Annotated in this window: 27 protein-coding genes and 1 pseudogene; 13 read left to right on the top strand and 15 right to left on the bottom strand. The window is 73.2% G+C overall.

The window, feature by feature from the left end:
• Nucleotides 1–80: 80 nt before the first annotated feature.
• On the bottom strand, nucleotides 81–275 hold the full coding sequence (locus ACFV6E_RS04925; protein WP_385170497.1) for a hypothetical protein: 195 nt from the start codon (nucleotides 273–275) through the stop codon (nucleotides 81–83).
• A 315-nt stretch (nucleotides 276–590) separates the two neighbouring features.
• Between ACFV6E_RS04925 and ACFV6E_RS04920 the strand changes: the two genes are divergently transcribed.
• The 4 genes from ACFV6E_RS04920 to ACFV6E_RS04905 all read left to right on the top strand — a co-directional run bounded on the left by ACFV6E_RS04920 (nucleotide 591) and on the right by ACFV6E_RS04905 (nucleotide 3,623).
• On the top strand, nucleotides 591–1,652 hold the full coding sequence (locus tag ACFV6E_RS04920; protein WP_385459425.1) for an alpha/beta fold hydrolase: 1,062 nt from the start codon (nucleotides 591–593) through the stop codon (nucleotides 1,650–1,652).
• Between the two features lie 65 nt (nucleotides 1,653–1,717).
• Complete coding sequence (locus tag ACFV6E_RS04915) at nucleotides 1,718–2,146, top strand: hypothetical protein (protein ID WP_385170491.1); 429 nt, start codon at nucleotides 1,718–1,720, stop codon at nucleotides 2,144–2,146.
• Nucleotides 2,147–2,177: 31 nt separating this feature from the next.
• Nucleotides 2,178–2,606, top strand: a complete 429-nt coding sequence (locus tag ACFV6E_RS04910; protein WP_385459423.1) for an Ohr family peroxiredoxin — start codon at nucleotides 2,178–2,180, stop codon at nucleotides 2,604–2,606.
• 171 nt (nucleotides 2,607–2,777) lie between these two features.
• Nucleotides 2,778–3,623: a prephenate dehydratase gene (locus ACFV6E_RS04905; protein WP_385170486.1), complete on the top strand. Its 846-nt coding sequence runs from the start codon at nucleotides 2,778–2,780 to the stop codon at nucleotides 3,621–3,623.
• 105 nt (nucleotides 3,624–3,728) lie between these two features.
• On the opposite strand, the gene msrA is transcribed toward ACFV6E_RS04905, so the two are convergent.
• The 5 genes from msrA to ACFV6E_RS04880 form a co-directional block, all read right to left on the bottom strand.
• Nucleotides 3,729–4,241, bottom strand: coding sequence for a peptide-methionine (S)-S-oxide reductase MsrA (gene msrA, locus ACFV6E_RS04900; RefSeq protein ID WP_385170484.1), 513 nt, complete (start codon nucleotides 4,239–4,241; stop codon nucleotides 3,729–3,731).
• 34 nt (nucleotides 4,242–4,275) lie between these two features.
• Nucleotides 4,276–4,662 carry a VOC family protein gene (locus ACFV6E_RS04895; RefSeq protein WP_385459421.1) on the bottom strand — a complete coding sequence of 129 codons (387 nt, stop codon included), beginning with the start codon at nucleotides 4,660–4,662 and terminating at the stop codon, nucleotides 4,276–4,278.
• Nucleotides 4,659–4,952, bottom strand: a complete 294-nt coding sequence (locus tag ACFV6E_RS04890; protein ID WP_385170480.1) for an ArsR/SmtB family transcription factor — start codon at nucleotides 4,950–4,952, stop codon at nucleotides 4,659–4,661. The genes ACFV6E_RS04895 and ACFV6E_RS04890 overlap by 4 nt, the downstream gene beginning before the upstream one ends.
• 101 nt (nucleotides 4,953–5,053) lie before the next feature.
• The gene (locus tag ACFV6E_RS04885) at nucleotides 5,054–5,656 is read right to left on the bottom strand and encodes a DinB family protein (RefSeq protein WP_385170478.1); all 603 of its coding nucleotides are present in this window, start codon (nucleotides 5,654–5,656) and stop codon (nucleotides 5,054–5,056) included.
• Between the two features lie 67 nt (nucleotides 5,657–5,723).
• Nucleotides 5,724–6,020 carry a hypothetical protein gene (locus tag ACFV6E_RS04880; RefSeq protein WP_385170476.1) on the bottom strand — a complete coding sequence of 99 codons (297 nt, stop codon included), beginning with the start codon at nucleotides 6,018–6,020 and terminating at the stop codon, nucleotides 5,724–5,726.
• 175 nt (nucleotides 6,021–6,195) lie between these two features.
• Between ACFV6E_RS04880 and ACFV6E_RS04875 the strand changes: the two genes are divergently transcribed.
• Entirely contained in the window at nucleotides 6,196–6,570 is a 375-nt protein-coding gene (locus tag ACFV6E_RS04875) for a PaaI family thioesterase (RefSeq protein WP_385170498.1), read from the top strand.
• Between the two features lie 25 nt (nucleotides 6,571–6,595).
• On the opposite strand, the gene ACFV6E_RS04870 is transcribed toward ACFV6E_RS04875, so the two are convergent.
• The gene (locus ACFV6E_RS04870; protein ID WP_385170473.1) at nucleotides 6,596–6,862 is read right to left on the bottom strand and encodes a GlsB/YeaQ/YmgE family stress response membrane protein; all 267 of its coding nucleotides are present in this window, start codon (nucleotides 6,860–6,862) and stop codon (nucleotides 6,596–6,598) included.
• 206 nt (nucleotides 6,863–7,068) lie between these two features.
• On the opposite strand from ACFV6E_RS04870, the gene ACFV6E_RS04865 reads away from it, so the two are divergent.
• From ACFV6E_RS04865 to tatA, 4 genes are all read left to right on the top strand, one after another.
• Nucleotides 7,069–7,431: an ArsR/SmtB family transcription factor gene (locus tag ACFV6E_RS04865; RefSeq protein WP_385170470.1), complete on the top strand. Its 363-nt coding sequence runs from the start codon at nucleotides 7,069–7,071 to the stop codon at nucleotides 7,429–7,431.
• Nucleotides 7,415–10,096 (top strand): magnesium-translocating P-type ATPase, encoded by a 2,682-nt coding sequence (gene mgtA / locus ACFV6E_RS04860; protein ID WP_385459419.1) that lies wholly within the window; start codon nucleotides 7,415–7,417, stop codon nucleotides 10,094–10,096. Before ACFV6E_RS04865 ends, mgtA begins: the two co-directional genes overlap by 17 nt.
• A gap of 151 nt (nucleotides 10,097–10,247) precedes the next feature.
• Nucleotides 10,248–11,945: an LCP family protein gene (locus ACFV6E_RS04855; protein ID WP_385170465.1), complete on the top strand. Its 1,698-nt coding sequence runs from the start codon at nucleotides 10,248–10,250 to the stop codon at nucleotides 11,943–11,945.
• A 97-nt stretch (nucleotides 11,946–12,042) separates the two neighbouring features.
• A complete protein-coding gene (gene tatA, locus ACFV6E_RS04850) occupies nucleotides 12,043–12,336 on the top strand; it encodes a Sec-independent protein translocase subunit TatA (protein WP_385459417.1) in 294 nt (97 codons plus the stop codon).
• A 12-nt stretch (nucleotides 12,337–12,348) separates the two neighbouring features.
• Here the strand turns inward: tatA and ACFV6E_RS04845 are convergent, their stop codons facing one another.
• From ACFV6E_RS04845 to ACFV6E_RS04835, 3 genes are all read right to left on the bottom strand, one after another.
• Nucleotides 12,349–12,579, bottom strand: coding sequence for a hypothetical protein (locus ACFV6E_RS04845; protein WP_385170460.1), 231 nt, complete (start codon nucleotides 12,577–12,579; stop codon nucleotides 12,349–12,351).
• A gap of 73 nt (nucleotides 12,580–12,652) precedes the next feature.
• Nucleotides 12,653–13,582 (bottom strand): RNA polymerase sigma-70 factor, encoded by a 930-nt coding sequence (locus tag ACFV6E_RS04840; RefSeq protein ID WP_385170457.1) that lies wholly within the window; start codon nucleotides 13,580–13,582, stop codon nucleotides 12,653–12,655.
• Between the two features lie 29 nt (nucleotides 13,583–13,611).
• Nucleotides 13,612–14,085 carry a carboxymuconolactone decarboxylase family protein gene (locus tag ACFV6E_RS04835; RefSeq protein ID WP_385459415.1) on the bottom strand — a complete coding sequence of 158 codons (474 nt, stop codon included), beginning with the start codon at nucleotides 14,083–14,085 and terminating at the stop codon, nucleotides 13,612–13,614.
• A 109-nt stretch (nucleotides 14,086–14,194) separates the two neighbouring features.
• On the opposite strand from ACFV6E_RS04835, the gene ACFV6E_RS04830 reads away from it, so the two are divergent.
• From ACFV6E_RS04830 to ACFV6E_RS04820, 3 genes and pseudogenes are all read left to right on the top strand, one after another.
• Nucleotides 14,195–15,061 (top strand): aminoglycoside phosphotransferase, encoded by an 867-nt coding sequence (locus tag ACFV6E_RS04830; protein ID WP_385170451.1) that lies wholly within the window; start codon nucleotides 14,195–14,197, stop codon nucleotides 15,059–15,061.
• A gap of 101 nt (nucleotides 15,062–15,162) precedes the next feature.
• Nucleotides 15,163–15,484, top strand: a pseudogene (locus tag ACFV6E_RS04825) (MFS transporter); the annotation flags it as partial.
• A 103-nt stretch (nucleotides 15,485–15,587) separates the two neighbouring features.
• Nucleotides 15,588–16,064 (top strand): ATP-binding protein, encoded by a 477-nt coding sequence (locus ACFV6E_RS04820; protein WP_385170448.1) that lies wholly within the window; start codon nucleotides 15,588–15,590, stop codon nucleotides 16,062–16,064.
• A gap of 21 nt (nucleotides 16,065–16,085) precedes the next feature.
• Here ACFV6E_RS04820 and ACFV6E_RS04815 read toward each other — a convergent pair whose 3' ends face one another.
• The 3 genes from ACFV6E_RS04815 to ACFV6E_RS04805 all read right to left on the bottom strand — a co-directional run bounded on the left by ACFV6E_RS04815 (nucleotide 16,086) and on the right by ACFV6E_RS04805 (nucleotide 21,861).
• Nucleotides 16,086–20,441 (bottom strand): trypsin-like peptidase domain-containing protein, encoded by a 4,356-nt coding sequence (locus ACFV6E_RS04815; RefSeq protein WP_385459413.1) that lies wholly within the window; start codon nucleotides 20,439–20,441, stop codon nucleotides 16,086–16,088.
• A gap of 74 nt (nucleotides 20,442–20,515) precedes the next feature.
• Nucleotides 20,516–20,935 carry a CU044_2847 family protein gene (locus ACFV6E_RS04810; RefSeq protein WP_385459411.1) on the bottom strand — a complete coding sequence of 140 codons (420 nt, stop codon included), beginning with the start codon at nucleotides 20,933–20,935 and terminating at the stop codon, nucleotides 20,516–20,518.
• Between the two features lie 137 nt (nucleotides 20,936–21,072).
• Nucleotides 21,073–21,861 (bottom strand): restriction endonuclease, encoded by a 789-nt coding sequence (locus tag ACFV6E_RS04805; RefSeq protein ID WP_385170439.1) that lies wholly within the window; start codon nucleotides 21,859–21,861, stop codon nucleotides 21,073–21,075.
• Nucleotides 21,862–22,054: 193 nt separating this feature from the next.
• Here ACFV6E_RS04805 and ACFV6E_RS04800 point away from each other — a divergent pair, with 193 nt between their 5' ends.
• Nucleotides 22,055–22,411, top strand: coding sequence for a cupredoxin domain-containing protein (locus tag ACFV6E_RS04800; protein WP_385170436.1), 357 nt, complete (start codon nucleotides 22,055–22,057; stop codon nucleotides 22,409–22,411).
• 26 nt (nucleotides 22,412–22,437) lie between these two features.
• Here the strand turns inward: ACFV6E_RS04800 and ACFV6E_RS04795 are convergent, their stop codons facing one another.
• Both ACFV6E_RS04795 and otnK read right to left on the bottom strand, forming a co-directional pair.
• Nucleotides 22,438–23,076: a class II aldolase/adducin family protein gene (locus ACFV6E_RS04795; RefSeq protein WP_385459409.1), complete on the bottom strand. Its 639-nt coding sequence runs from the start codon at nucleotides 23,074–23,076 to the stop codon at nucleotides 22,438–22,440.
• A complete protein-coding gene (otnK, locus tag ACFV6E_RS04790; protein ID WP_385459407.1) occupies nucleotides 23,073–24,362 on the bottom strand; it encodes a 3-oxo-tetronate kinase in 1,290 nt (429 codons plus the stop codon). The genes ACFV6E_RS04795 and otnK overlap by 4 nt, the downstream gene beginning before the upstream one ends.
• Nucleotides 24,363–24,507 lie beyond the last annotated feature (145 nt).

Here is a 24,507-nt window from a genome sequence, read left to right as displayed (position 1 = left end):
GTTCGACACCGACCGGCGGCACGCGTGTGTTCCGGGGCGGCCGGCCCATCGACCGGAACCGCGGTCGCCGGGCGGCGGCCCTACAGCCCCAGGTCCAGGGCCAGGCAGGAGAAGTGGTTCCACGAGCCCTCGGGGTTGTACGCGGTGCCCGCGCCGGTGTCCGGCGTGGCCGCCTCCGTTTCGACCAGGTCCTCGTAGCGGACGCGCTCGGGCAGCTTGCCGAAGCGCGCGTGCCGGGCCGCCGCAGCGCTGTCCATCGTCTCTCCGCCGTTCATGGCCGACCTCCGCTGTGTCAGGGGTGACTTGACGCCGTGGTGCCGCGACCGCCGTGGCCGTCGTGACTCATGCAGCCGTAGTGCGTGGCTGAGGCAAGGGTGCGCCATCGGGCGTCACCTGTCAAGGCGGTGACGAATCGCTCGCCACTCCGGCTCGTCACCGGCTTGACCGGTGACGCCTGTTGTGTGAGTGTCGAGCCACGCCGCCCCCGGTACCGACGGAGACGGCGTCGTCAACAGCGTTCGTCCGAACGCCGCTTGACCCACCCGCGCCCCGCGCCACACGGGCCGGCATCTCGACACGGAGGGCTTCACATGATCGACAGGCGGACCTTCAGCAAGGCCATGAGCCTGGGCACCGGCGCGGCGGCCGTCTCACTGACGGGCCTGCACGGTGTCGCGACCGCCTCCGACGCACCGGGCAGGACGGCGACGGCTCCCGTGGTGCCGGAGACCGCTCCGGGCACGCACTCCTCGTTCGCCACGGTCAAGCAGGTCAAGGCCGGTCTGCTGGACGTGGGTTACGCCGAGACGGGCCCCCGGCACGGGCCGGTGGTGATCTGTCTGCACGGCTGGCCCTACGACATCCACAGCTTCGTCGACGTGGCCCCGCTGCTCGCGGCGCAGGGCTACCGCGTGATCGTCCCCTATCTGCGCGGCCACGGCAGCACGCGTTTCCTGTCCGACCGCACCGTCCGCAACGCGCAGCAGTCCGCGATCGCCCTCGACATCATCGCCTTCATGGACGCCCTGAAGATCGACCGGGCGGCCCTCGCGGGCTTCGACTGGGGGTCGCGCACCGCCGGCATCATCGCCGCCCTGTGGCCCGAGCGCGTCACCGCCCTGGTCTCCGTCAGCGGCTACCTCATCACCGACGTCGAGGCCCAGAAGACACCGCTCGCCCCGCGGGCCGAGCTGAGCTGGTGGTACCAGTACTACTTCGCCACCGAGCGCGGCCGCACCGCCATGGAGACCCCGGACAACCGCCACGACCTGACGCGTCTCGTCTGGGACACCGTCTCCCCCACCTGGGACTTCGACGACGCCACCTTCGAGCGCACCGCCGCCGCCTTCGAGAACCCCGACTACGCCGCCATCGTCGTCCACAACTACCGCTGGCGCCTCGGCCTGGCCGAGGGCGAACAGCGCTACGACCGCTACGAGCAGCGGCTCGCCACCCGCCCGTACATCCACGTCCCGACCATCACGCTGGACGCGGAGCGCGACCCCTTCACCCCGCCCGGCAACGGCAGCACCTACCGCGACCGCTTCACCGGCAAGTACGAGCACCGCACGCTCGCCGGCATCGGCCACAACCTCCCCCAGGAGGCGCCGACCGCGTTCGCCCAGGCCGTCGTCGACGCCCACCACCTCTGACCGGCAGCCCCCGTACCCCCGTACATCCGCTTCACATCCACTTGCATCCGAGTGAGGAAAACCCCATGGCAGTCGTCCGTCTCCGGCTCGTGTCCACGCTCGGCCCGGCCGCCGCGCTGAAGGTCCTGACCGACTTCAGCCCGGCCCGCGCCGAGGACTGGCCCAGCATCGACGCCGACCACTTCACCGTTCACGGGCTCGGCGAGGACTGGGCCGAGGTCACCGAGGGCACCGCCGCCGCCTGGGAACGCGCGCGCTACGACTGGGACGCGCTGGAGGGCCGAGTCACCGTCACCACGCTCGACTCCAAGCTGTTCGGTCCCGGCGGCGGCTGGGTCTTCCGGCTCACCCCAGAGGGCACCGGCACCCGTATCGACGTCGAACTCACGCGCAGGCCCGCCGGGTTGAAGGCCAAGCTGCTCGCCGCCCTGCTGCCCCTCGTCGCCCCCGCGTCCCTGCGCAAGTCCTTCCAGGGCCCCCTGAAGACCAAGTGACCAGAAGCCAGCCATCGAGCAGGAGATCATCATGACCGTGAGTTACACCGGCGTCGTCACCGTGACGGGCGAGGGCCGCAACGGCGGACACGTGTCGACGGGGGACGGGCACCTCGTGACCCGGCTCGCCATTCCGAAAGAGCTGGGCGGGGCCGGTGACGCCACCAACCCCGAGCAGTTGTTCGCGGCCGGCTGGGGTGCCTGTTTCCTCGGTGCCGTCCGCCGGGCCGCCGCTCAGCGGAAGATCAGCCTCACCAGTACGACCGTCGTCGTGGAGGCGACCCTGACGCACGGCGACGACGGCGAGTTCGGCCTCGGCACCGTCCTCAACCTGGAGCTCGGCGGCGTGGACCAGCCGACGGCCGCCGAACTCGGCGCCGCCGCCCACCGGATCTGCCCGTACTCCAAGGCCACGCGCGGCAACATCCCCGTGACGATCAACGCGACCGCGGCCGCCTGAGGGCCCGGACGCTCCGATCACACCCAAGGCGGCGGCCCGGGTCGCCGGGGCCCGCCGTCACCCTCCGGAGTCTCTGATGCCGGACAGGTCTGCGCTGCGACGGCGGGTGCGGTTGACTGAAGATCTCCTGCCGTCCGCAGGCACCGCACCCACGGCCGAAAGCGAAACACCGTGACGATCGTCGCATACCAGGGTGAACCGGGGTCCAACTCGGCGACCGCCGCCCACGACCTGTATCCCGGATGCACCGAAGTGCCCTGCACGAGCTTCGAGCAGGCGCTGGACGCCGTGACGCTCGGCAAGGCCGACGTCGCGGTGATCCCGGTGGACAACTCCGCGGCCGGACGCGTCGCGGACGTGCACCACCTGCTCCCGGAGTCGGGCCTGTTCATGGTCGCCGAGTACTTCCTGGCCATCCGCTTCGACCTCATGGGCGTCCCCGGCACTTCCCTCGACGAGGTGGAGTGCGTACGCAGCCATGTGCACGCCCTGGGCCAGTGCCGCAAGGTGCTGCGCGAGGGCGGCTGGCGCACGCTGGTCAGCGACGACACCGCGGGGGCGGCCCGCGAGGTCGCCGAGCTGGGCGACCGGCGGCACGCGGCGCTGGCACCGCCCGCCGCCGCGCGGCGCTACGGGCTCGAGGTGCTGCGCCCGGAGGTCGAGGACGACCCGGACAACACCACGCGCTTCGTCGTCCTCTCCCGGGACGCGGCCTTCTCGTCCAGCCCCGGCGAGCCCACGGTGACCAGCCTCTTCTTCAGCGTGCGGAACATCCCCAGCGCGCTGTACAAGGCGCTCGGCGGGTTCGCCAGCAGCGCCGTGAACCTCACCAAGATCGAGAGCTACCAGATGGGCGCGGGCCTGGGGGCCAGCCGCTTCTACATCGAGGTCGAGGGACACCCCGACGACGAGGGCGTCGCCCTGGCCCTCCACGAACTGCGCTTCTTCTCGTCCGAGGTGCGCGTCCTCGGCGTGTTCCCGGCCCACCCCCACCGACTCAGGGAACGCACCGCGTAGGACGTACCGCCCGCACGCCTCGTGCGCGGGGGCCTGCATACGCGTGCGGCCGGGCCCCTCACCGGAGCGAGGGGACCGGCCGCACGGGTGGTACCGGCCGGGCCGTCAGGCCTGACTGCGCCTGGGCAGCCGCCAGCCGGGGCGTACGAAGTGGCAGGTGTAGCCGTCCGGGTAACGCTGGAGGTAGTCCTGGTGCTCGGGCTCGGCCTCCCAGAAGTCGCCGGCCGGGACGACCTCGGTGACGACGGCACCCGGCCACAGTCCGGAGGCGTCGACGTCGGCGATGGTCTCCTCGGCGACCCGCTTCTGCTCCTCGTCGAGGTAGAAGACGGCGGAGCGGTAGCTGAGGCCTATGTCGTTGCCCTGCCGGTTCTTCGTGGTCGGGTCGTGGATCTGGAAGAAGTACTCCAGGATCGTGCGGTAGTCGGTCCTGGCGGGGTCGAAGGTGATCTCGATCGACTCGGCGTGCGTGCCGTGGTTGCGGTAGGTCGCGTTCGGCACGTCACCTCCGCTGTATCCGACCCGGGTGTCCAGGACACCGGGGAACGTCCGGACCAGCTCTTCCATGCCCCAGAAGCAGCCGCCCGCGAGCAGCGCCTTCTCCTCGCTGTGGCTCATGATCTGCCACCTTTCTTCTGTGATACCTGTGTGGTCACTCGCCGTGCACGAGCTGGATCAGGTTGCCGCAGGTGTCGTCGAGCACGGCGGTGGTGACCGCGCCCATCGTCAGCGGCTCCTGGGTGAACCGGACCCCGAGCTTGCTCAGCCGGCCGAACTCTTCCTGTACGTCGTCCACGGCGAAGGAGGCGGCCGGGATGCCGTCCTGGACGAGCGCCGTCTTGTACGGCTGCACCGCGGGGTGGCCCGAGGGCTCCAGCAGCAGTTCGGTGCCGTCGGGGTCCTCCGGCGAGACCACGGTCACCCACCGGGCCCCGCCCATCGGGATGTCGTGCTTCTGCTGGAAGCCCAGCACGTCGGTGTAGAAGCGCAGGGCTGTCTCCTGGTCGTCTACGAAGACGCTGGTGAGGTGGATCCTCATGGGGTGCTCTCCGGTGCGTCGGGCCTGAGCCATCGGGTCGCGATGCGCTCGAGGGGTTCGGTGTTCAGGTCGTGGAACTTGTAGCGGCCCTCGCGCCGGGAACGGACCAGGCCCGCGGACTCCAGTACGGCCAGGTGCTGGCTTATCGCCTGGCGCGACAGCCCCGTCCCGTGCCTGGTCACCAGCCGGGTGCAGATCTCGAACAGGGTCTGACCGTCGCGTTCCACCAGCTCGTCGAGGATGTGCCGCCGGGTCGGATCGGCCAGCGCCTTGAAGACGTCCTCCGCCATACTCCCCACCATAGGCAAGCCCCGACTTGCCTATCAAGTCGGACACCGCCACCTGGCGCCCACCCGCCATCCACGGCGCCCGCACGCCGCCGCCGGACGGCTCAGCCGCCCCCGGCCTCCCGCGCCACCGCCTCCAGCCGACACCGGTGCCTCTCCCACCAGGCCTGGTCCCGGTCCGGCAGAGTGTCCTTGCCCCGCACATGCCCGGCGGTCCCGTCGACGAGCTCGCGCACGATGTCGGCGTGCCCCGCGTGCCGCTGGGTGTCGGAGAGGACCCGCACCATGATGTGGTGCAGGGTCACCGTCCGCCGCTCCGCCGGCCACCACGGGACATGACCGATCGCGTCGAGCTCCAGCGCCCTGACCGTGGCGTCGGAGTGCGCCCACGCCCGTCGGTACAGCCCGACGATGTCCTCGCGCGACTCCTCCGCCGTTGCCCACATGTCGGCGTTGGGCTCCGCGTCCCGCGTGTACCACCAGGCGGGCGGCTCCTCGCCGTCGAAGTACGGTCGCCCGAAGGTGTCGCCGAAGTACCCCAGCTCCACCCCGGCGACATGCTTGACCAGACCCAGCAGGTTCGTGCCCGTCGGAGTCAGCGGGCGCCGGACGTCGTACTCCGACAGCCCTTCGAGCTTCCACAGCAGGGCGTCCCGCGCCTCTTGCAGATAACGGAGGAGGTCCGCCTTCGGACTCGGCTCGGCCATGCCGGGCAGTCTGCCAGACGGGCGCGAAGCCGCCCGTGGCCGTGCCTCTCCCTCGCGGCACCCACGGCTACTCGGGCAGCGGGCGGTCCTGGACCACGTACTTCACGACGAGGGTGGAGGTCAGGCGTTGGGCGCCGGGGAGGCGGGCCAGGTGGTCGTCGTAGAGCCGCTGGTTCCCGCAGTTCGTCCGCCCCGCGGGCGGCCGGCCGGTGGCCGCGCGGACGGGGCTGCTCGGCGCGCTGCACATGACCGCCTGCGCCGTCGTCCACCCCGGTGTCGGCGTGCTCGCCCGCACCGTGCTGAGGACCCGGCCCCCGGCGGCCCGTGCCGTCACCCGGGCCTGCGGTGTCATGATGATCGCCATCGGCGGCTTCCTGCCGGCGCAACGCCTGACCGGCTGACGGATCCGCCCGGCCCTACGCGAAGGAGCGCACGTGGAACACCCGGAGGACGAGACGCGGTCGGGACGGACGCGGTTGGAACAGGCCGCCCCCGAGGTGCAGAAACGCATCCAGGAGAGTTTCGGCCGGCAGGGGCTGATGACCCACCTCGGCGCCCGGATATCACACATCGGCCCCGGCCGCGTGCACATCACGCTCCCGAGCCGCCCCGAGGTGACCCAGCAGCACGGCTACGTGCACGCCGGGGCCACCAGCGCCGTCGCGGACAGCGCCGGTGGCTACGCCGCCTACACGCTGTTCCCGGAGGACAGCGACGTGCTCACCGTCGAGTACAAGATCAATCTCCTCGCGCCCGCGGCCGGTGACCACATCGAGGCGATCGGGACCGTCCTGAAGTCGGGCCGCACCCTGACGGTCTGCGGGCTCGAGGTCTTCGCGGTCCGGGACGGCCGCCGCAAGCTGGTCGCCAACGGACAGCAGACGCTGATCCGGGTGAACAGGCCCGAGCAGTGACCGCCCGGGCCGACGGCTGGGCGGTTCAGTCCCGGGAGTTGCCGAACAGGAGGCGGTAGCCGATCAGCAGCACCAGCGAACCGGCGATCGCCGCGCCCCAGGTGTAGAGGTCGAAGAAGTGCTTCTCCACCGGGCGGTCGAGGAAACGGGCGGAGAGCCAGCCGCCGACGAAGGCACCCGCGACGCCGATGAGCGTGGTGCCGATCAGACCGCCCGGGTCGCGGCCGGGAAGCAGCACCTTGGCGATGGCTCCGGCGAGCAGTCCGAGAATGATCCAGCCGATGATGCCCACGGTGTTGTCCTCCGCTCGGAAAAATCTTCCATAAAACTTGCTTGTTTGCGCAAGCCTAGATGCGGAACGGTGCCGGAGCCATCCTTGTCGATCATCGACGAGGAACCGGTGGCCATCTGTCACACGCTCATGACATTCGCACCGGCACCTACACTTGTGGGCGCACGGGCGTCGGCCGATGGAACCGGGCGGGACGGGAGAGGGCTGTGACGGAGAACGCGGGTGGCTACGAGGACCCGCCTGCCGAGGTGCTGGCGGAGGCCGCCGCCGCCTTCGGGCTGCTCGCCTCGTCGGCCCGGCTGCATCTGATGTGGGCGCTGTCGCAGACCGAGAGCGACGTCACGCACCTCGCGGACCGGGTCGGCGGCGCACTGCCCGCGGTCAGCCAGCACCTGGCCAAGCTGAAGCTCGCCGGGCTCGTGCGCTCCCGCCGCGAGGGCCGGCGGCAGATCTACTACATCGACGACCCCGACGTCGTGACGCTGGTGCGGGTCATGGTCGGTCAGCTGACCGCCCGCTCGCAGCACGCCGCCGCGCCGGTACGGCGGCTGCATGGAACCGGTGGCTGAGGCTGCCCCGCACTCGGTACGGGACCCGGGGCCGCGGTCGGCGGACACGCCCGCGTCCGCGGCGGCCGACGGCCCCGGCATCGTCGAGGCGCCCGCCGCGGGCCGCCCGGCGCCGACCGTCCTCGAAGTACTGCGCCGGCTGGACGGCGGACCGCGCGGCCTGACGGAGGCGGAGGCCGAGCAGCGCCAGTCCCGCTTCGGCGCGAACGACCTCCCGGCCCGGCACGAGGCCCGCTGGTCCCGGCTCTTCGTGCGCAGTCTGCGCGATCCGTTCACCGCGGTCCTGCTCTGCCTCGGGCTCGTCTCGGCGCTCGTCTCCTCCTGGGGGACCGCCGCGGTGATCTCCCTCCTCGTGGCGGTGAGCTGCGTGCTGCGCGCGTCCGGGGAGCACCGGGCCGACCGGTCGACGGCCGCGCTGCGGAGCCTGGTGGCCACCACCGCCACCGTGCTGCGCCGCCCACACGAGGACGCGCGGGCGGTACCCCGCGAGATACCCGTGGCGGAGCTGGTCCCCGGCGACGTGCTCCGCCTCGGTCCGGGCGACCTGGTGCCCGCGGACGTACGGCTGCTGCGGGCGCACGGGCTGACCGTGCACCAGTCCGCGCTGACCGGGGAGTCGGCCCCCGTCCCGAAACACGCCGACGACGACCGGCCCGCCCGCGGCGGCCAGGACCCGGCGGGGCCGTTCGAGCGGCCGCAGTGGTGTTTCCAGGGCAGCAGTGTCACCGCCGGGAGCGCCACCGCGGTCGTCACCGCGACCGGACCGCACACCCGCTTCGCCGCCGCCCACGGCCGTACGTCCGGGCCCCCGCGGGCGAGCGCCTTCGACCGCTCGGTCCACGGCATCTCCTGGATCCTGATCCGGTTCATGCTGCTGACGCCGCCGCTGGTGCTGATGGCCAACGCGGCCCTGCGCGGCCGCGGCCTGGAGACGCTGCCGTTCGCCGTCGCGGTCGCCGTCGGACTGACCCCGGAGATGCTGCCGGTCCTCGTCACCCTGTGCCTGGCGCGCGGGGCGTCGCTCCTGGCCCGCACCCACGGCGTGATCGTCAGACGGCTGCCCGCCCTGCACGACATCGGCGCCGCCGATGTGCTGTGCCTGGACAAGACGGGCACCCTCACCCAGGACCGGCCGGTCGTCGACCGCGCCCTCGGCCCGGACGGCAGCGACGCCGCGGACGTGCTGCACTGGGCCGCCGTGAACGCGTGGTGGACCCTCCAGCTCGCCGACCTCCCGCAGCCCGACGCCCTCGACGAGGCGATCCTCGACGCGGCCGACGAGGACGCGCTGACGGCGTACGACGGGACGGCGGCGGTGCCCTTCGACCCGCTGCGCCGCCTCACCACCGCCGTCGTCCGCACCCCCGGCCGGCTCGGCCGGCACACCCTGGTCACCAAGGGCGACGTCGACGCCGTACTGGAGCGCTGCGTGCTCGCGGACGACGAGCGCGAGCGGCTGCGCGGCCTCGCCGCCCGGCAGGCCGCCGACGGTCTGCGGGTGCTGGCGGTCGCCACCGCCGACCGTCCCGCCCGCACCCGCGACTACACCCCCGCCGACGAACGCGGCCTCACCTTCCGCGGTCTGCTCACCCTGCGGGACGCGCTCGCCCCCACGGCCGCGGAGGCGCTGCGGGTCCTGACCGACCGCCGCGTCACCGTGAAGGTGCTGACCGGCGACCACCCGGGCACCGCCGTCCGCGCCTGCCGCGACCTGGGCGTCCCCGTGGCCGAGGACGCCGTCCTCACCGCGGCCGACCTCGAGGGGCTCACCGACTCCGAGCTCGCCCGCGCCGCCCGCCGTACGACCGTCTTCGCCCGCTGCACGCCGGAGCACAAGACGCGGGTCGTACGGGCGCTGCGGGCGGACGGGCACACCGTCGGCTTCCTCGGCGACGGCGTCAACGACCTGCCCGCCCTGCGCGCCGCCGATGTCGGCATCGCGCCGCGGGACGCCGCCGACGTCTCCCGGGAGAGCGCCGACGTGGTGCTCGCGGACAAGGACCTCACCGCGATCGCGCACGCCATCGCCGCGGGCCGGTACGCGGGCGGCAACATCGCCACGTATCTGCGGGTCACGCTCTCCTCCAACCTCGGCAACGTGATCGCGATGCTCTCCGCGGGCCTGCTCCTGCCCTTCCTGCCGATGCTCCCGGCGCAGGTCCTCGCCCAGAACCTGTGCTTCGACGCGGCGCAGCTCGCCTTCGCCCGGGACCGCCCGGACCCCGGGGTGCTGCGCCGTCCGACCGTGCTGCGCCCAGGGGACCTGCTGCGCTTCATCGGCGGCTTCGGCGCGCTCAACGCGGTCGCCGACCTGCTGACCTTTGGTGTGCTGGCGCTTGCTCTGCACGGTCCGGGGACCGGGGACGACGAGGCGGTGTTCCACTCCGGCTGGTTCACCGAGAACCTGCTGACCCAGGCGCTGGTCATGCTGCTGCTCGGCGCCGGCCGCCGCACGGCCGAGCGCCGCTCGCCGACCCCGGTCACCTGGGCCGCGCTCGTCCTGACCGCCATCGGCCTGGCGCTGCCGCTCTCGCCCCTCGGCCCGCTGCTCGGCCTCACCGCGCTGCCCGCCGGCTACTACCTCATGCTCACCGCCGTCCTCGCCCTGTACGCCGTGGCCCTCCTGGCGGCGCGGCGGCGGTACCGGCGGCATCACCCCGCTTAACATTTGCTAGATTACGCAATTAAGCAACTGAAGTGGGCGCACGAGCCGGGGTGCCCGTGCCCCCTTCCGGCTGCCCGCACACCGCCGCGCATGCCCTGCCGCACCCCCGACGGTCAGGTCTGACGGGCCTGACCGTTGTGAGGAGTGGGAGATGAGCGATCTGCCGGACGGTGCGGGCGGCCGGGCCGCGCGCAGAGCGGCCACCCGCACGCGCGGCGGGAAGCGGGGCGGCCGCGGCGGGCCGGCCAGGCCCGGCGGATCGGCCAGGCCCGGCAGGGCGGCCGGGCGCGGCAAGCCTGCCGGACGCGGCAAACGGCTGCTGAAGATCACCGGAATCTCCCTGGCCCTGCTGATCCTGGTCACGGCCGGGGCCGGCTGGTGGCTCTACCATCACCTCAACGGCAACATCCACAGCGTCTCGCTCGACGGCAAGGGCGGCACCGAGAAGGCGGACGCGTTCGGCCGCACCCCGATCAACATCCTGGTCATCGGCTCCGACGGCCGCACCAGCGAGGCGGACTGCAAGCTGGGCGGCGGCTGCGCCGAGTCCGGCGTGCAGACCGTCGGCAACGCGGATGTGCAGATGGTGGTGCACATATCCGCCGACCGCTCCAACGCCACCATGATGAGCATCCCGCGCGACACCATGACCGACATCCCGGCCTGCGAGGACAAGGCGACCGGAAGCTCCACGCCCGGCTTCCACGGCCAGATCAACGGCGCCCTCCAGTACGGCCCCGCCTGCCAGGTGGCCACCGTCCACCAGCTCACCGGCATCCCGATCGACCACTTCGTACAGCTCGACTTCTCCGGCGTGGTCAAGATGTCCGACGCGGTCGGCGGCGTCTCGGTGTGCGTCAGCGACGACGTCTACGACACCTACTCGCACCTGAAGCTGTCCGAGGGCACGCACACGCTCAAGGGCGAGGCCGCCCTGCAATTCGTCCGCTCCCGGCACGGCTTCGGAGACGGCAGCGACATCGGCCGCACCGTCTCGCAGCACATCTTCCTCAGCGCGATGATGCGCAAGTTCAAGAGCGCGGGCACGCTCACCGACCCCACCGCGGTCTACAAGCTCGCCGACGCCGCCACGAAGGCACTGACCGTGGACGACGGCCTCGGCACCGTGAAGAAGCTGGTCGCGCTGGCCGCCGATGTGAACAAGGTGCCCGCGGACCGGATGACCTTCACCACCATGCAGACGGCTCCCGACCCTTCGGACAGCAACCGGGTGGTGGTCGGCGCGGGTGCCGAGTCCCTGTTCTCGACCATCGCCAACGACCAGTCGCTGACCACGAGTTCGGGCAAAAAGTCCTCGGCGGCCGCCGAGGCGACGGCCTCTGCCGCTCCCACCGCCGGCGCCTCGGCCGTGGACACCTCCCGGATCAGCGTGACGGTGGAGAACGGCACCACGGTCACCGGCCGGGCCTCGGAGCTCGCGGACGCGCTCGTCGACCAGGGCTTCGGCTCGGGTACGAGCACGTCCAACGCCCCGAGCCCGTCGGCCACCACCACCCTGACCTACGGGGCCGGGCAGAAGGACGAGGCCACGGCCGTCGCCGAGGCCCTGGAACTGCCCTCGTCGCACCTGAAGCAGGGCGACGGCGACGGCCTGACCCTGGTGATCGGCGGCGACTGGCCCAGCGGCACGGCCTATCCGGGCAGCGCCTCCTCGCCCGCCCCGGCCGACACCGGGGCCGCCGTCTCCGAGGCCCACGCGTCCACCGCCGACGAGGCCGAGACGTGCGCCACGGTCAGCAAGTACAAGACGGTCAGCCTCGACGGTGTCCCGATGACACCGGCCCAGGCGTACGCCGCCGCCGGGGACAAGCCCGACTCGGACGACTGATCCGGGCGGCTAGAGTTAGACAGTTGCGCAAAGCCGCAAGTAACACATCCCATAGCGTCCCCACGAGAGAACGCTCACGGAACGGAAGGCGGGCAAGATGCTTCGCAACGGACTGGAACCCTGGCATCTGCTGATCGTGGCGATCGTCATCATCGTGCTGTTCGGCTCGAAGAAGCTGCCGGAGGCCGCCCGGGGCCTCGGCAGGTCGATGCGCATCCTGAAGAGCGAGACCAGGGCGATGAAGGACGACGAGGCCGCGCGGACCGCCACGGCGTCCGGGACCGAGGGCACGGCCGGTACCCCCGGGACCGAGGGCACGGCCGGTACCCCCGGGTCCAAGGGCACGGCCCGTACGGACCGCGGCGCGATCCGCACCGGCCACTCCGACTGACGGCGGTCCCGGTCAGGGGCTCGCCGCGTCGAAGTCGTAGCGCAACGGCTCGCTGCGGACGCGGACGTCGCGCCGGTAGATGTACAGCGCTTCCGCGCGTACGCCTTCCGGCGGGGCCTCCACCTCGCAGCGGCACGTCACCTGGATCACCCCGGGCCGGTCGCCGACCCTCATCCGCACCCCGTCCGCGGGCCCTCCGCCGAGGACCGCCGTTTCCCACGTCGTCGCCTGTTCGATCTCCATGCCGACAGTTTACTGATTGCGCAACTGTGCACCTTGCTCTGAGCGCCTCGCCCTGCACCTTGGCCTGCCGGCCTCAGCCCGCCCCGGTTCGCCGGCGGGCCCGCCGTATCTCCCGGTCGACCGCCCAGGCGTCGGCGACCGGACCGAGGTGGCCGAGCTTGTCGGGGTTGATGACCGTACGGATGGTCTGGATCTGCCCGTCGAGCACGTCGAGCGCCAAGGCGTGGAGCACCTTGCCGTCCCGGTCGCGGGAGATGGCGCCGGGCTGGCCGTTGACCTCGTGCGCCTCGAAGGTGACCTCGGCCTCGGCCATGTGCCGGAAAGCGGAGGCGAGCAGCCGGGCCACGTTCTGGGCACCGACGACGGCCCTGGCCAGTTGCGGCGCCTTGCCGCCGCCGTCCCCCACCATCCGCACGTCGGCGGCCAGCAGTCGCTGGAGTGCGCCCACGTCGCCGTCCTTCAGCGCGTCGAAGAACCGTGAGGCCAGCTCCTGCCGCTCCCGGCGGTCCGCCTCGAAGCGGGGCCGCCCGGCGTTCATGTGCCGCCGGGCCCGCGCCAGCAGCTGCCGGCACGCCGCCTCCGAGCGCCCCACCGCCTCGGCGACCTCGCCGTACCCGAAGCCGAACACCTCCCGGAGCACGAACACCGACCGTTCCAGCGGGCTGAGCCGTTCGAGCAGCAGCAGCGCCGCCATCGACACCGAGTCGGCCAGCTCCGCCGAGCGCGCCGGGTCCTCGTACGGGTCGCTGAGCAGGGGCTCGGGGAACCAGGGGCCGACGTACTCCTCCCGCCGCACCCGGGCGGAGCGCAGTACGTCGATGGACAGGCGTGTGACCGTGGCGGACAGGTACGCCTTGGCCGACACGGGGCGGGTCGCCGAGCCGTCGTAGCGCAGCCAGGTCTCCTGCACCGCGTCCTCCGCCTCGCCCACGCTGCCCAGGATCCGGTAGGCGATCGAGAACAGCAGCGGCCGCAGCTCCTCGAACTCCTCGATCTTGCTCACGTCTGGCATCCCCTCTGAGTTCTGAAGTGTCAGTGGAACTGTCCGGGCTCGTAGTCGCCGCCCGGCTGCTGGGCGATGATGTTCAGCCGGTTCGCCGCGTTCATGAAGGCGATCATCATCACCAGGGCGGCGAGCTGCTCGTCGTCGTAGTGCTTGGCGGCCCGCGCCCACACATCGTCGCCGACGCCGGGGGCCGCGTCCGCCAGCCGGGTCCCCTGCTCCGCCAGTTCGAGCGCGGCGCGCTCGGCCTCGGTGAAGACGGTGGCCTCCCGCCAGGCCGCCACCAGGTGCAGCCGTACCGGGGTCTCACCGGCAGCGGCGGCGTCCTTGGTGTGCATGTCGATGCAGGCGGCGCAGCCGTTGATCTGGCTCACGCGCAGCGCGATCAGTTCCGCCGTCGCGGCCGGCAGCGGCGCCTCCTTGAGGGCCCGGCCCGCCGACAACAGATGCTTGACGGCCTTGCCGGTGGCCGGGGCGGCGAAGTAGTCGAGTCGCGCGTTCATGGTGCACTCCTTCGTGTTCGTCGGTGCCTACGCTCCCGAGACGAGACAGCGCGCCGCCCTGTGACATGACGAGATGCGTCCGGTGCCGCGGGAGCGGCAGGATGCCGGCGTGACCGAGTTGCCGACCGACGCCGTCCCGCCCCGTTCCGTGCTCGACGCCTTCGGTGTGGCGGGCAGGCCCGTCCCGCTCGACGGCGGCCAGGGCCGGAGCGTGCTCGTCGGCGGGTACGTGTTCAAGCCGGCCGACGGGCCCGAGGACGAGACCGAGTGGGCGACCGCCCTGTTCGAGGGGCTGGCGCCGGACAGCGGCCTCCGCGTGCCACGACCGCTGCGGGCCATGGACGGGCGGTGTGCCGTGGACGGCTGGACCGCGGGCGGGTTCCTGACCGGCCGGACCGGTCCGCGCGGGCACTGGGCCGGTGTGCTCGCCGCGGGCCGCGCCTTCCACGCCGCCCTGCGGCACTCGCCCCGGCCCGGCTTCCTGGACCGGCGGACCCATCCGTGGGCCGTCGCCGACCGCGTCGCCTGGGGCGAGCAGGACGTCGGCGTGCTCGACGGCCTCGCCGCGCCGTTCGCGACACTGCTGGAGCTGCGGCGCCCGGTGGACCAGTCCACGGCACAGCTCGTCCACGGGGACCTCGCGGGCAATGTGCTCTTCGCGCCCGGCGAGCCGCCCGCCGTGATCGACTTCTCGCCGTACTGGCGGCCACCGGCGTTCGCCGAGGCCGTCGCCCTCATGGACGGCCTGCTCTGGTACGGCCTGCCGCCCGGTCTCCTGACGGCCGGCGGCACCTCCGCCCGGCCCCCGACCGCCGCCCCGCACCCCGACCGGCATCAACTGCTCCTGCGCGCACTGCTGTTCAGGCTCGTCGCGTACAGCGAGCTGGTCAGGTCGTCGGGGCGGCCGGTGACCGGCGAGGCGGAGCGTTACGCGCGTGCGGCCGACGTCGTGGCTCGGATGCGGCCGACGTCGTAGCTCGGAGGGGGTGCCGGTGATCGGCGCGCGGGTGCGGCGGGCAGGCGTGGGGCGGGCGGACGTCAGATGTCCGATGCCTGTGCGGCGTGAGGGCGCCGCCCCTCCAGGCCACCGGCTTCGGCATCTCGGGTCTGCTGCCGCGCTGCATCGGCGGCCACTTTCCCACCGCGGGCCGCAGCGCCGCGCTGGGCTTCACCTACAACGTGGGTGCCCTCGGCGCCCACCTCGCCTCCGGCATGGACCTGGGGACGGGCGCCGGCGGTCCTCACCTTCGCGGGCACGGTGATCGTGGTGCTGCTGGTCGGCTTCGACGTACCGGCCCGGCTCAACCGATTGACGGACCCGGACCCGACGGAGGACCACCTGGCCGCACCCGTGGCGGACATCCCGCGGCAGACACCGCAACGCAGCCAACTCCCGTAACGTGCCCGGTGATTCCGCCGTCCGCCGCCGCATCCGAACCGGCTGACGCCCCGGCAATGGGGGTAGGAACCGGAAAGGTCGGCTCAGGAAGAGGGCGGATCACATGGACGAGGCTGCCAGGAACGACGACCAGCGCACCGACGGCCGGCTGGTCGGGGCGTCCAGGGCCTACGAAGGCGTCCCCGGGGACATCGCCCGGGCCCGCGCCACGGCCCGCGCCTTCCTGTCCCGGCTCCAGTCCGTGCACGGTCTGCCGGTCTCCGAGAGAGCGATGTACGTGGTGCAGCTCGTCGTCAGCGAACTGGTCACCAACGCCTGCAAGTTCGCGCCCGGCCCCTGCCTGCTCGACCTGGAGCTGCTCGCGGGCCGGGTCCTGGTCACCGTCTGGGACAGCGAGCCGGTCCTGCCCGTCGCCCGCGCCGCCGACCCCGGCCGGGTCGGCCAGCACGGCCTGGCCATCGTGATGGCCGTCTGCCAGAGCTACGAGGTGCACCGGGAGCCGGTCGGCAAGCGCACCACGGCCGCGGTCGTCCTCGCCGACGACCTGGCGGGCGACACGGCCGGCCGCCCGCCGCCCTGAGCCGGACGCGTTCTTGACGCGTCACAGGAACCGGGGGTGCCCAGGGTTGAGTTCGCCGGAGCCGGAGCCGGAGCCGCTGCCCGTGCCGGTGTCCGGATCCGGGCAGAGCGGTCCGCTCGGCAGGTCGACCGGCAGCCCCGCGGCGGCGGACGGTTCGCGGTAGCCGATGACGGCGCAGAGGTCGTCGCGCCACACGTCGGGGTCCAGGCGGAGCGGGGCGCTCTGACCGTCGCTGTCGACGTACAGCAGGGTCCGGCCGTCGCGCGAGACGGCCTGGAAACCGTACGGCTGGTACTGCGAGCGTGTCTCACCGAGGTCGTAGAGGTCCTCCTCGCCGGCCGGCACGCCGAGCCGGTAGAGGTGGATCAGACCGTGGCTGGCCAGCAGGAACGTGTTCGGGCTTGGGAAGGTGAGGGCGAACTGCGAGCTGCTGTCCCCCAGCCCGACGGGTCCGAGGACCTTGCGCAGCGGTTCGTGCCGCCACAGTTCGACCGCGCCGCCCCGGCGCAGCAGCGCGAAGTACCGGCCGTCGTCGGTGAATCCCACCGTGTTGGTGTCCGTGCCCGTGGCCAGCCTGGCTTCGGTGCGGCCGTCGGCCAGGTCGACGACGCGCACGTCCCGTTCGCCCCAGACGGCGATCGCGACCCGGCCGGGTTCGGGGTAGCGCGTCACCATGAGGCCCGGCACGCCGTCGGCCCAGGTCGGGTGCAGGACCTTGGCGTCGTAGCGCGCGAGTTGCCGTCCGGTGGACGTGTCCCAGCGCTGGATCACCGTGCCGGAGATCGTGACCAGGCTCCCCGACCGCTCGAAGTAAAAGCCGAGATCGTTCTTGGAGTCGTCCGGCAGCGGAACCGCGGTGATCTCCCTGACCGGCTTGAGCGTGGCGACCGTACGGATCATGACGCGGTTGCTGGCGACCCGGTCCACCAGGTGTTTCCTGTCGTGGTCGAAGAGGATGAGGTCGCTCTCCCGCGGCTCCCAGTACGGCTTGGGACGGTTCACCTTGGCCTTGGCCATGGAGCCGCCGACGGCGAAGCGCGCGATGCGCGAGCCGTCCGACTGCACCACGATCATCTCGCGGCCGTCGTCGGTGAACGCCGTCGTACCGGCCGGGAGGATCCGGTTGGCTTGGGCGAGCCGGAGGTAGACCACCTGGTTCTTGCCCACGGTCACCAGAGCGGGCTGCCCGCCCACGCGCGCGAGCAGCGGGTACGGACTCAGCACGTCGTCGCGGAGGCGCCCGACGCTGGCCGCGATGGTGCGGTGGTCCAGGTCGATCAGGTTGTACCAGCCGTCCTCCCGGAGCGCGACGTGGCGGCCGGTGGTGTCGACGCTGATCATCGCTTCGCACGAGGTGAACCTCTCCGTGTAGCCGGCCGGTTCCTTCGACGGCGGTTCGTCCTCGACCGGCCGGCGCCGGACCGTCATGTCGTCACCGCGCTGCGTGCAGACCGCCACGGCCGTGCCGTCACCGGAGACCCGCACGTTCTGGTCGGTCCTGCCCCGCACCACCGTCCGGGTCCGGCCCGTGCTCCGGTCCACCGCCAGCACGCCGTATCCGGAGCCGTCCGAGGACGGGTCGGTGATCCTGGCGAGCAGCGTGCGGCCGTCGGGGGTGAGCCGGATGTCGTGCACCACCTCGGACGGTGCGTCGGCACGCCCGTTGCGCGGGGCTCCGTCCGGCGCGTCCAGGTCCCACCAGAGCAGGTCTTCCCTGCCGAGGGCGACGGCCCAGCGGCCGTCCGCGGACAGCACCGCCCGATAGCCGTCGTAGGGCTGGTCGCCCGTACCGGCCACGGCGGGCAGCCGGTGCGCGCGGCCCAGCAGCTTCCCGGTGGCGCCCCGGTGGACGTCGTACCAGATCAACTCGCCGTTCAGGGCGAGGAATCCGGCCCGGCGGCCGTCGCCCGAGACCAGCGGGGACGCGATCTGCACGCCCTGGTCGATGCCCTGGCTGCGGGTCCGGCCGCCGGTGGCGTGCGTGTAGACGGTGGCCCGGCCGCCGGAGGACCTGGCGACCACCACGTCGCCGTCGAGACTGGCCTGCACGGCCGTGGCGTCGTCGGTCAGCAGGTTCCCGGCGCCGATGGGCGCGTCCTGCGGTCCGGTCAGGACACGGTCGGCGGCGTTGTTCGCCAGGTAGGCCCGCAGCAGTGCGTCCCGTGCCTCGCGCGTGTGCGCCGTACGGTACGCCGCGAGGGCGAGCTGCGCCGACAGCACGGGGTCGCCGTCGGCCTGGTCGGCGGAGTACTGGGCGAGCGCACGGGAGGCGGACTCCGCGGCGCGTTCGGCGCTGACGTGCCGGTAGTAGCCGAAGAGCGCGCCGAACACGAGCAGGAGCACGGTGACGAGGGCGAGCCCCGAGCGCAACGTACGGCGCTTGCGGGCGCGGGAGCGCTGGTGCGCGCGGCCCTGCTCCAGATAGGCGCGTTCGGCGTCGCCCAGGTCGGCTGAGCGCTCACGCAGCCAGGGTTCCGCGGTGGCCAGCGCGGCGGGGCCGGGCAGCAGGTCGGGGGTCCGCCCGCCGTGCTCGAAGCGGTCCAGGTCGTGCCGCAGCGTCTCCCGCCAGACCAGGAACGCCCGGTCCCCGGCCACCTGGTCGGCCAGCCGCCGCCAGCCGCCGATCAGTGCCTCGTGGGCGAGTTCCACCGTCTCGGCGCCCTCGGGGCTGTGCCCGGTGACCAGCAGCCGGGTCTCGGCGAGCCGCTGCGCGATCCGCCACTGACCGGCGTCGAGTTCGCCGCGCCCGGCCGGCCGGCGGACGGCCGCGCCGGCGCCGGGCGGGATCCGGATCAGCGTGGCGAGCAGCCGCCGGGCCGCCGGCTCGTCCGCCGCGGACACCCGCGCGGCCCACACCTTGTCGGCGTGCCTGCCGAGGGCGCCGGTGACGCCGCCGAGCTCGTCGTACGAGCGGTGGGTGAGCAGGCCGCCGGTCTGCCGCAGCCAGAGCCGGTCGAGGGTGAAGCCGAGCAGGGGCAGGGCGCCGGGGGCGTCGCCGGTGTCGGCGAGGACGCGCTCGACGAGCCCGGACTCGTACCCGACACCGGGGACCGCTGCGACCGGGGCCGTGACGATCTCCCGGAGCTGTCCCGGCTCCAGCGGTCCGAGCGCGTACAGGCCCCGGCGGAGCACAGGTCCGGTGGCGGGGTGTGCGAGGGCGTCCTCGAGGAAGTCTGCACGCAGGGTCGCGAGGACGTGCACGGATCGCGGGAGCCCGTCGCCGAGGAGCACGGCCGCCAGTTCGGCCGCGGTCCCGGGCGCGGCACCGAACGCCTCTTCCAGCTGGTCGACGACGATCAGCAGCCGGTCGCGTTCCTCGCGGTGCAGGACCCGGGCGACGACGTCGGGCAGGCCGCCCCGCGCCAGCAGCCCGGTGATCTTCGGCAGCACGGCGAGCCGGGCGGTCTCGGAGAAGTCCGGTTCGAGCAGGGGCAGCAGGGCGGCGGCGAGCGCGGCGGTGGGGCCGCTGCCGGAAGCGGGCCGCAGCACTGCCACCGCGAAGCCCTCGGCGCGCAGCCGCGGCACGACTCCGGCCAGCGTGAGCGAGGACTTGCCGCAGCCCGAGGGGCCGACCAGGCAGGTCCAGGTCCGCCCTGTCACCTGTTCCGCCAGCTCCGCGCTCTCCGTCTCCCGGCCGTGGAAGAGAGCGGCGTCGGTCTCACGGAAGGCGGCCAGGCCCCGGAACGGCGACGGCGGCGAGGTGAGCGCGCGCAGTTCGGGGCGGACGGCGAGGAGCGTGTCGGTGGGGATCAGATAGCTGGCCGGCGGTTCGCCCGCCTCGGCCACGGTGATCATGCCGACCACGCCGCCGAGTTCGTCGTCCCACACGGGGCCGCCGCTGAAGCCGCCGGTGACCCGGTACCCGCCGCCCGCCGCGAGGTCGGCCTGCACCCATCCGCCGGCCTGCCGGGCGCGCAGCACCCCCGAGTGCCAGGCCCCGCCCGGCCGCCCGGCGGGGAACCCGAAGGCGCGCGCCGGATGCCCCCAGGTGTCGTCCGTCTCGACGAGCCGTACCGGCCGGGCCCCGGGCAGCGGCGACACCAGCCGCAGCAGCGCGATGTCGCCCGCGCCGCCGTCCTGCGCGGGCACCCAGTGCACGACGCGGGCGTTCGTACGGGGTCCGGTCCCGTTTCCGGCGCCGGGCACGGGGGTGCCGGCGGACGTGTCGGCGGGCGCCCGCGCCAGGGGCAGGTCCACGACGACCTCCGCGGCGGCCGGCAACGGCCCGCCGTCCGGCAGGCCGAGCGCCGCGGTCACGACGTGCGCACAGGTCAGCGCGAGCTCGTCGGTGACGAGGAAGCCCACGCCGCGGGGGGCGCCGTGCGCGTCCGCGATCCGCAGCAACGCCGCGCCCAGTGCGGCGGGCCCCGGGCTCACGCCGGGCCCCGGCCCCGGTCCCGACTCCTGCCCCGCCCCCGGCCCTGCGCTGTCCGAGCGGCGCGCGGGGGTGGTCATGCGGGACTGGCGGGGGTGGCGGGAGGTACGGGAGGTACGGGGTCGCCCCCGGACGCCGACGCGTCTCCCGTCGCCCGCTGGTCCCAGGTCAGCCGTACCGCGAAGTTGGCCTGGGCAGAGGTGCTGCTGATCACCACGTCGGCCTCGGCGGAGAGGGAGAGGCCGAACTCCAGGGAGATCTCGTCGGGGCCGCGCGCCATCCCGCGGAAGGTGTCCACGAAGTTCCCGGCCACCGGCCGCACCGCGGCGAGGAGTTCGCCGAGGGACCGGGTGCCGCGTGCCACCACCTGTCCCGGCCGCGCGACCTGGACCAGCCCGTCCCCGGGCCGCTCCTCGATCGCCACCTTGACGGTCCGCCCCGGCTGCCCGTCCGGCCCGTCCGGCCCGTCGAGCGGCAGTTCCACCAGATACACCACGCGTGCGGTCCCCCTACTGGCCGCCCGTCCGGGCAGCCCCCCTGTGCACGATGCCCCACACGGGTCCCCATGACTCCCGTGACCACAACTCCCTTACGTTCCCGCCTACTTGCCGTACGTCCTACGTGCCGTACGTCCTACGTGCCGTACGTCCGCTTCCAGCGTGCGCGGTGGCGGGCGTCCCCCTGGCCGGAGCCGTTGAGCGCCATCAGGGTCACCAGTGAGGTGCCGTTGTTCCACAGTCCGAGGTGGTCGCGGTGCACGGCGAGGATGCCGTTGCCGGCCGCGAAGGCCTCGGACTGCCGGCTGAAGCGGCTCGTCGTCACGAAGACCGCGACGTCGGCGCCGAAGTGGACGCGCGCTCCCAGCAGGTCCCGCAGCTCGCGGCCCGCGACGGTCCTGGCGGGCGCGTAGCGCTTGCACTGGACGACCATGGAGCGCCCGTCGGGCAGCCGTCCGACGACGTCCGCCCCGTTGTCGCCGGAACCGCCGACCGTACGGACTCCGGTGCAGCCGTCCCTGCGGCACAGGTCCGCGACGACCTCCTCGAACTCGCCGCCGGACAGGACGTCGATCCCGGCGAGGGTGCGGTGCCCGTCCCGCACCGCCTCCCGGCGCCGCCAGGCGCGGTCACGGTCGCGCAGCAGCCGGTCGGTGCGCCACAGCCGGTGGCCCGCCCAGCCGGCCCCGACGGCCGCGACGACCACCGGTCCGGCCAGGACGTACGGCCAGAGGGACGGTCCCGCCGACGCCAGGAGCACCGCGAGGAGCAGGCCGCCCGCGAGCACCGCGGTGCGCCGGTTCGCCGCCCGCCCGCGCGCGGCGCCCCTCTGCCTGCGCGCGACGGACTTCCTGCGCGCGGCAGCCCTCCTCCGTGCCGCCGCCTTCTTGCGGGCCGCCGGTTTCCGTCCGCGCCGAGCAGCCATCGCGTCCCCCTTTGCCGTCCCCTTCCCGGCAGTCTGGGCGCCGCGGGGCGGAGTGAGAAGGAGGCATCCAGGCCATGGCCGGAAGGCGGCGGCCTCCGCCGTGGCGCGCGGGCTTGCTCCACTCCGGTTGCAACGGCGGAGCGGCAGTGTCACCGGCCCGTCGCGGCCGTTGGTCCGGGGAAAGGAGGCTTCCATGACCCGCTTCTCATGCCGCACCGCGCTCCGTGTCCTGACCACCGTCCTGGCGGTGGTGTCGGCGAGCGTCGTCCCGGCGGGCCCCGCGGCCCCGGCGGCGCCGCTGAGGGCCGAGACGGCCGTGGTGATCGACGGCTCCGGCTTCACGCCGCGGTCCGTGACCGTCCGTCCCGGTGACACCGTGCGGTGGACCAACGAGGACGACACCGAGCACAAGGTGACCTCGGACGGGGGCGACTGGGCCGGCGTACTGGCCCCCGGCACCAGTTACACCCGTGCCTTCCCGGCGAAGGGCAGGTTCGCCTACCACTGCACGGTCAGTCCGGACGCACCGGGCAGCGTCGTCGTGGAGTGAGACGCCGGGGCGGCACGGTCGCCGTCTCAACCGCCCCAGGGCGAGTCGTACCTGGCGGCCAGGGTCTCCGCGTCGTCGGCCGTGAGCAGCCGGATCTGCCGGGTGCCGAGGGCCAGCAGCAGGGCGGAGGTCTCCTCCAGCTCCACGGCCGTGTCGACGGCCGCCGCCATGCTGGCGCCCGCGACGACCGGCCCGTGGTTGGCGAGCAGGACGGCACGGAACGGGAACGGCAGCCGTTCCATGTCCTCGGCCTGTCCGGCGTCGCCCGGTGCCGCGTACGGCAGCAGCGGGGTCTGGCCGACGCGCATCACGAAGTACGGGGTCACCGGGGGTATCGCGGTGCGCTCGCTGTACGGCGGCAGGCAGGAGACGGCCGCCGCGTGCCGGGAGTGCAGGTGGACGACGGCGCGGGCGTCGGGGTTGCGCCGGTAGAACGCGGTGTGGAGGGGGAACTCCTTGGACGGCCGGGGCCCGTCGAGGTGCGCGCCGGTGAGGTCGAGGACGCTCAGTTTGTCGGGCGCGATGCGGGACAGGTCGGTGCCGGTGGGGGTGATCAGGACCTGCTCGCCGATGCGGACGCTCAGGTTGCCGGAAGAGCCGGGGCTGAGGCCCAGAGCGGCCAGGTGGGCGCCCGCACGGGCGAGTTCGTCACGCGGGTCGCTCATGTCAGGGCGCTCCAGGCTTCGGTGAAGATGTCGGTGGAGCCGAAGTTGCCCGACTTCAGGGCGAGGTCCACGGTGTGCGTACGGTCGCCGGAGCGGCCCTCGGCGCGGGCCCAGGTGACGCCGGGTGCGATGGGCGCCCCGATGCTCAGGCTGCGCACGCCGAGCGCGGTGACCACGGCGCCCGAGGTCTCGCCGCCCGCGACCAGCAGCCTGCGGGCGCCCGCGGCGACGAGCTGCGCGGCGCACGCGGCGAGGGCCTGCTCGACCAGTTCCGAGGCGGCCGGTTCGGCGTCCGTACCGGCGGGTTCCAGGTCGTCGAGGTCGCCGACGGCGTAGATCAGCGGTGGGCGGTGCGGGTCGTCCGCCCAGCAGGCGCGGGCGAAGGCGACGAGGCCGGCGACGGCGGCGTCCGGGTCGGCGCGCAGGGCGGCGATGTCGAGCTTGCGGTGCGGCAGGTGCGTACGGCCGTGGGCGACCTGGGCGCGGGTGGCGGCCGAGGCGCTGCCGGAGAGGACGGCGGCCGGGTCGCCGGGGCGCGAGGCGGGCCGGGCGCGGGCCTCGTCGGCGGCGGTGTGCGGGCCGGTGAGGCCGACGGCCAGGCCCGCGGCGCCGGTGACGAGTGCGTGGTCCGCGGTCGCGGCGGCGACGGTGCGCAGGTCGGCGTCCTCGGTGGCGTCGACCACGACGAGCGCGTCCGCCAGGTCGGGGGCGTTGAGGGCCGCGCGCAGCGCCGGTACACCGGCACGGACCACCTCGAGCGGCACGAGGCGGACGGGGTGGCCGGTCTGCGGCGTCAGCAGCCGGCCGACGTGGGCGTCGCGCATCGGGGTGAGCGGATGGTGGCGCATGGGGCTCTCGTCGAGGAGGTCGTCGTGGACGAAGAGCCGGCCGCGGTAGACGGTGCGTCCGGTGGCGGGGAAGGACGGCACGACGACGGCGCGGCGCTCGCCGAGCTCGCCGAGGAGGGCGTCGGTGACCGGTCCGATGTTGCCCCGCGGGGTGGAGTCGAAGGTCGAGCAGTACTTGAGGTAGAAGCGCGTGCAGCCGGCGGCGCGCAGGGCGCGCAGCGCTTCGAGCGAGGTGTGCACGGCCTCGTCCACGGGTGCCGTACGCGATTTGAGTGCGACGACCACCGCGTCGGCCTCGCCTGCGGCACTGTCGGCACCGTCGCCGGTGATGCTGTCGGGGCCGACGGTGACCACCGTGCGGTGGCCGCGGGCGACGAGCGCGGTGGCGAGGTCCGTCGCTCCGGTGAAGTCGTCGGCGATGGCACCGAGGGACGGCATCCGTTCTCCTTGCGTCGCTGCGACCAGGGCTCGAAGCCCTGCGTGTGAAAAAATGTTAACAGACTTTACGTTGGTGAGATTCGCTGATACATCTTGTTAACGAGCTCCTACGTTTGTCTCGGGTTTGTCGCTTCGTCGCCGAGTC

This window comes from Streptomyces sp. NPDC059785 (assembly GCF_042732375.1).
Lineage (GTDB): Bacteria > Actinomycetota > Actinomycetes > Streptomycetales > Streptomycetaceae > Streptomyces.
This window is presented reverse-complemented; position numbering and strand designations above follow the sequence as displayed.

Bases quoted from the DNA above. Each gene is read 5' to 3' on its own strand.
- ACFV6E_RS04925 (WP_385170497.1), bottom strand. From the start codon at position 275: ATGAACGGCGGAGAGACGATGGACAGCGCTGCGGCGGCCCGGCACGCG.
- ACFV6E_RS04920 (WP_385459425.1), top strand. From the start codon at position 591: ATGATCGACAGGCGGACCTTCAGCAAGGCCATGAGCCTGGGCACCGGC.
- ACFV6E_RS04915 (WP_385170491.1), top strand. From the start codon at position 1,718: ATGGCAGTCGTCCGTCTCCGGCTCGTGTCCACGCTCGGCCCGGCCGCC.
- ACFV6E_RS04910 (WP_385459423.1), top strand. From the start codon at position 2,178: ATGACCGTGAGTTACACCGGCGTCGTCACCGTGACGGGCGAGGGCCGC.
- msrA (WP_385170484.1), bottom strand. From the start codon at position 4,241: ATGAGCCACAGCGAGGAGAAGGCGCTGCTCGCGGGCGGCTGCTTCTGG.
- ACFV6E_RS04895 (WP_385459421.1), bottom strand. From the start codon at position 4,662: ATGAGGATCCACCTCACCAGCGTCTTCGTAGACGACCAGGAGACAGCC.
- ACFV6E_RS04890 (WP_385170480.1), bottom strand. From the start codon at position 4,952: ATGGCGGAGGACGTCTTCAAGGCGCTGGCCGATCCGACCCGGCGGCAC.
- ACFV6E_RS04885 (WP_385170478.1), bottom strand. From the start codon at position 5,656: ATGGCCGAGCCGAGTCCGAAGGCGGACCTCCTCCGTTATCTGCAAGAG.
- ACFV6E_RS04880 (WP_385170476.1), bottom strand. From the start codon at position 6,020: ATGGCGATCATCATGACACCGCAGGCCCGGGTGACGGCACGGGCCGCC.
- ACFV6E_RS04875 (WP_385170498.1), top strand. From the start codon at position 6,196: ATGACCCACCTCGGCGCCCGGATATCACACATCGGCCCCGGCCGCGTG.
- mgtA (WP_385459419.1), top strand. From the start codon at position 7,415: ATGGAACCGGTGGCTGAGGCTGCCCCGCACTCGGTACGGGACCCGGGG.
- ACFV6E_RS04855 (WP_385170465.1), top strand. From the start codon at position 10,248: ATGAGCGATCTGCCGGACGGTGCGGGCGGCCGGGCCGCGCGCAGAGCG.
- tatA (WP_385459417.1), top strand. From the start codon at position 12,043: ATGCTTCGCAACGGACTGGAACCCTGGCATCTGCTGATCGTGGCGATC.
- ACFV6E_RS04845 (WP_385170460.1), bottom strand. From the start codon at position 12,579: ATGGAGATCGAACAGGCGACGACGTGGGAAACGGCGGTCCTCGGCGGA.
- ACFV6E_RS04835 (WP_385459415.1), bottom strand. From the start codon at position 14,085: ATGAACGCGCGACTCGACTACTTCGCCGCCCCGGCCACCGGCAAGGCC.
- ACFV6E_RS04820 (WP_385170448.1), top strand. From the start codon at position 15,588: ATGGACGAGGCTGCCAGGAACGACGACCAGCGCACCGACGGCCGGCTG.
- ACFV6E_RS04805 (WP_385170439.1), bottom strand. From the start codon at position 21,861: ATGGCTGCTCGGCGCGGACGGAAACCGGCGGCCCGCAAGAAGGCGGCG.
- ACFV6E_RS04800 (WP_385170436.1), top strand. From the start codon at position 22,055: ATGACCCGCTTCTCATGCCGCACCGCGCTCCGTGTCCTGACCACCGTC.
- ACFV6E_RS04795 (WP_385459409.1), bottom strand. From the start codon at position 23,076: ATGAGCGACCCGCGTGACGAACTCGCCCGTGCGGGCGCCCACCTGGCC.
- otnK (WP_385459407.1), bottom strand. From the start codon at position 24,362: ATGCCGTCCCTCGGTGCCATCGCCGACGACTTCACCGGAGCGACGGAC.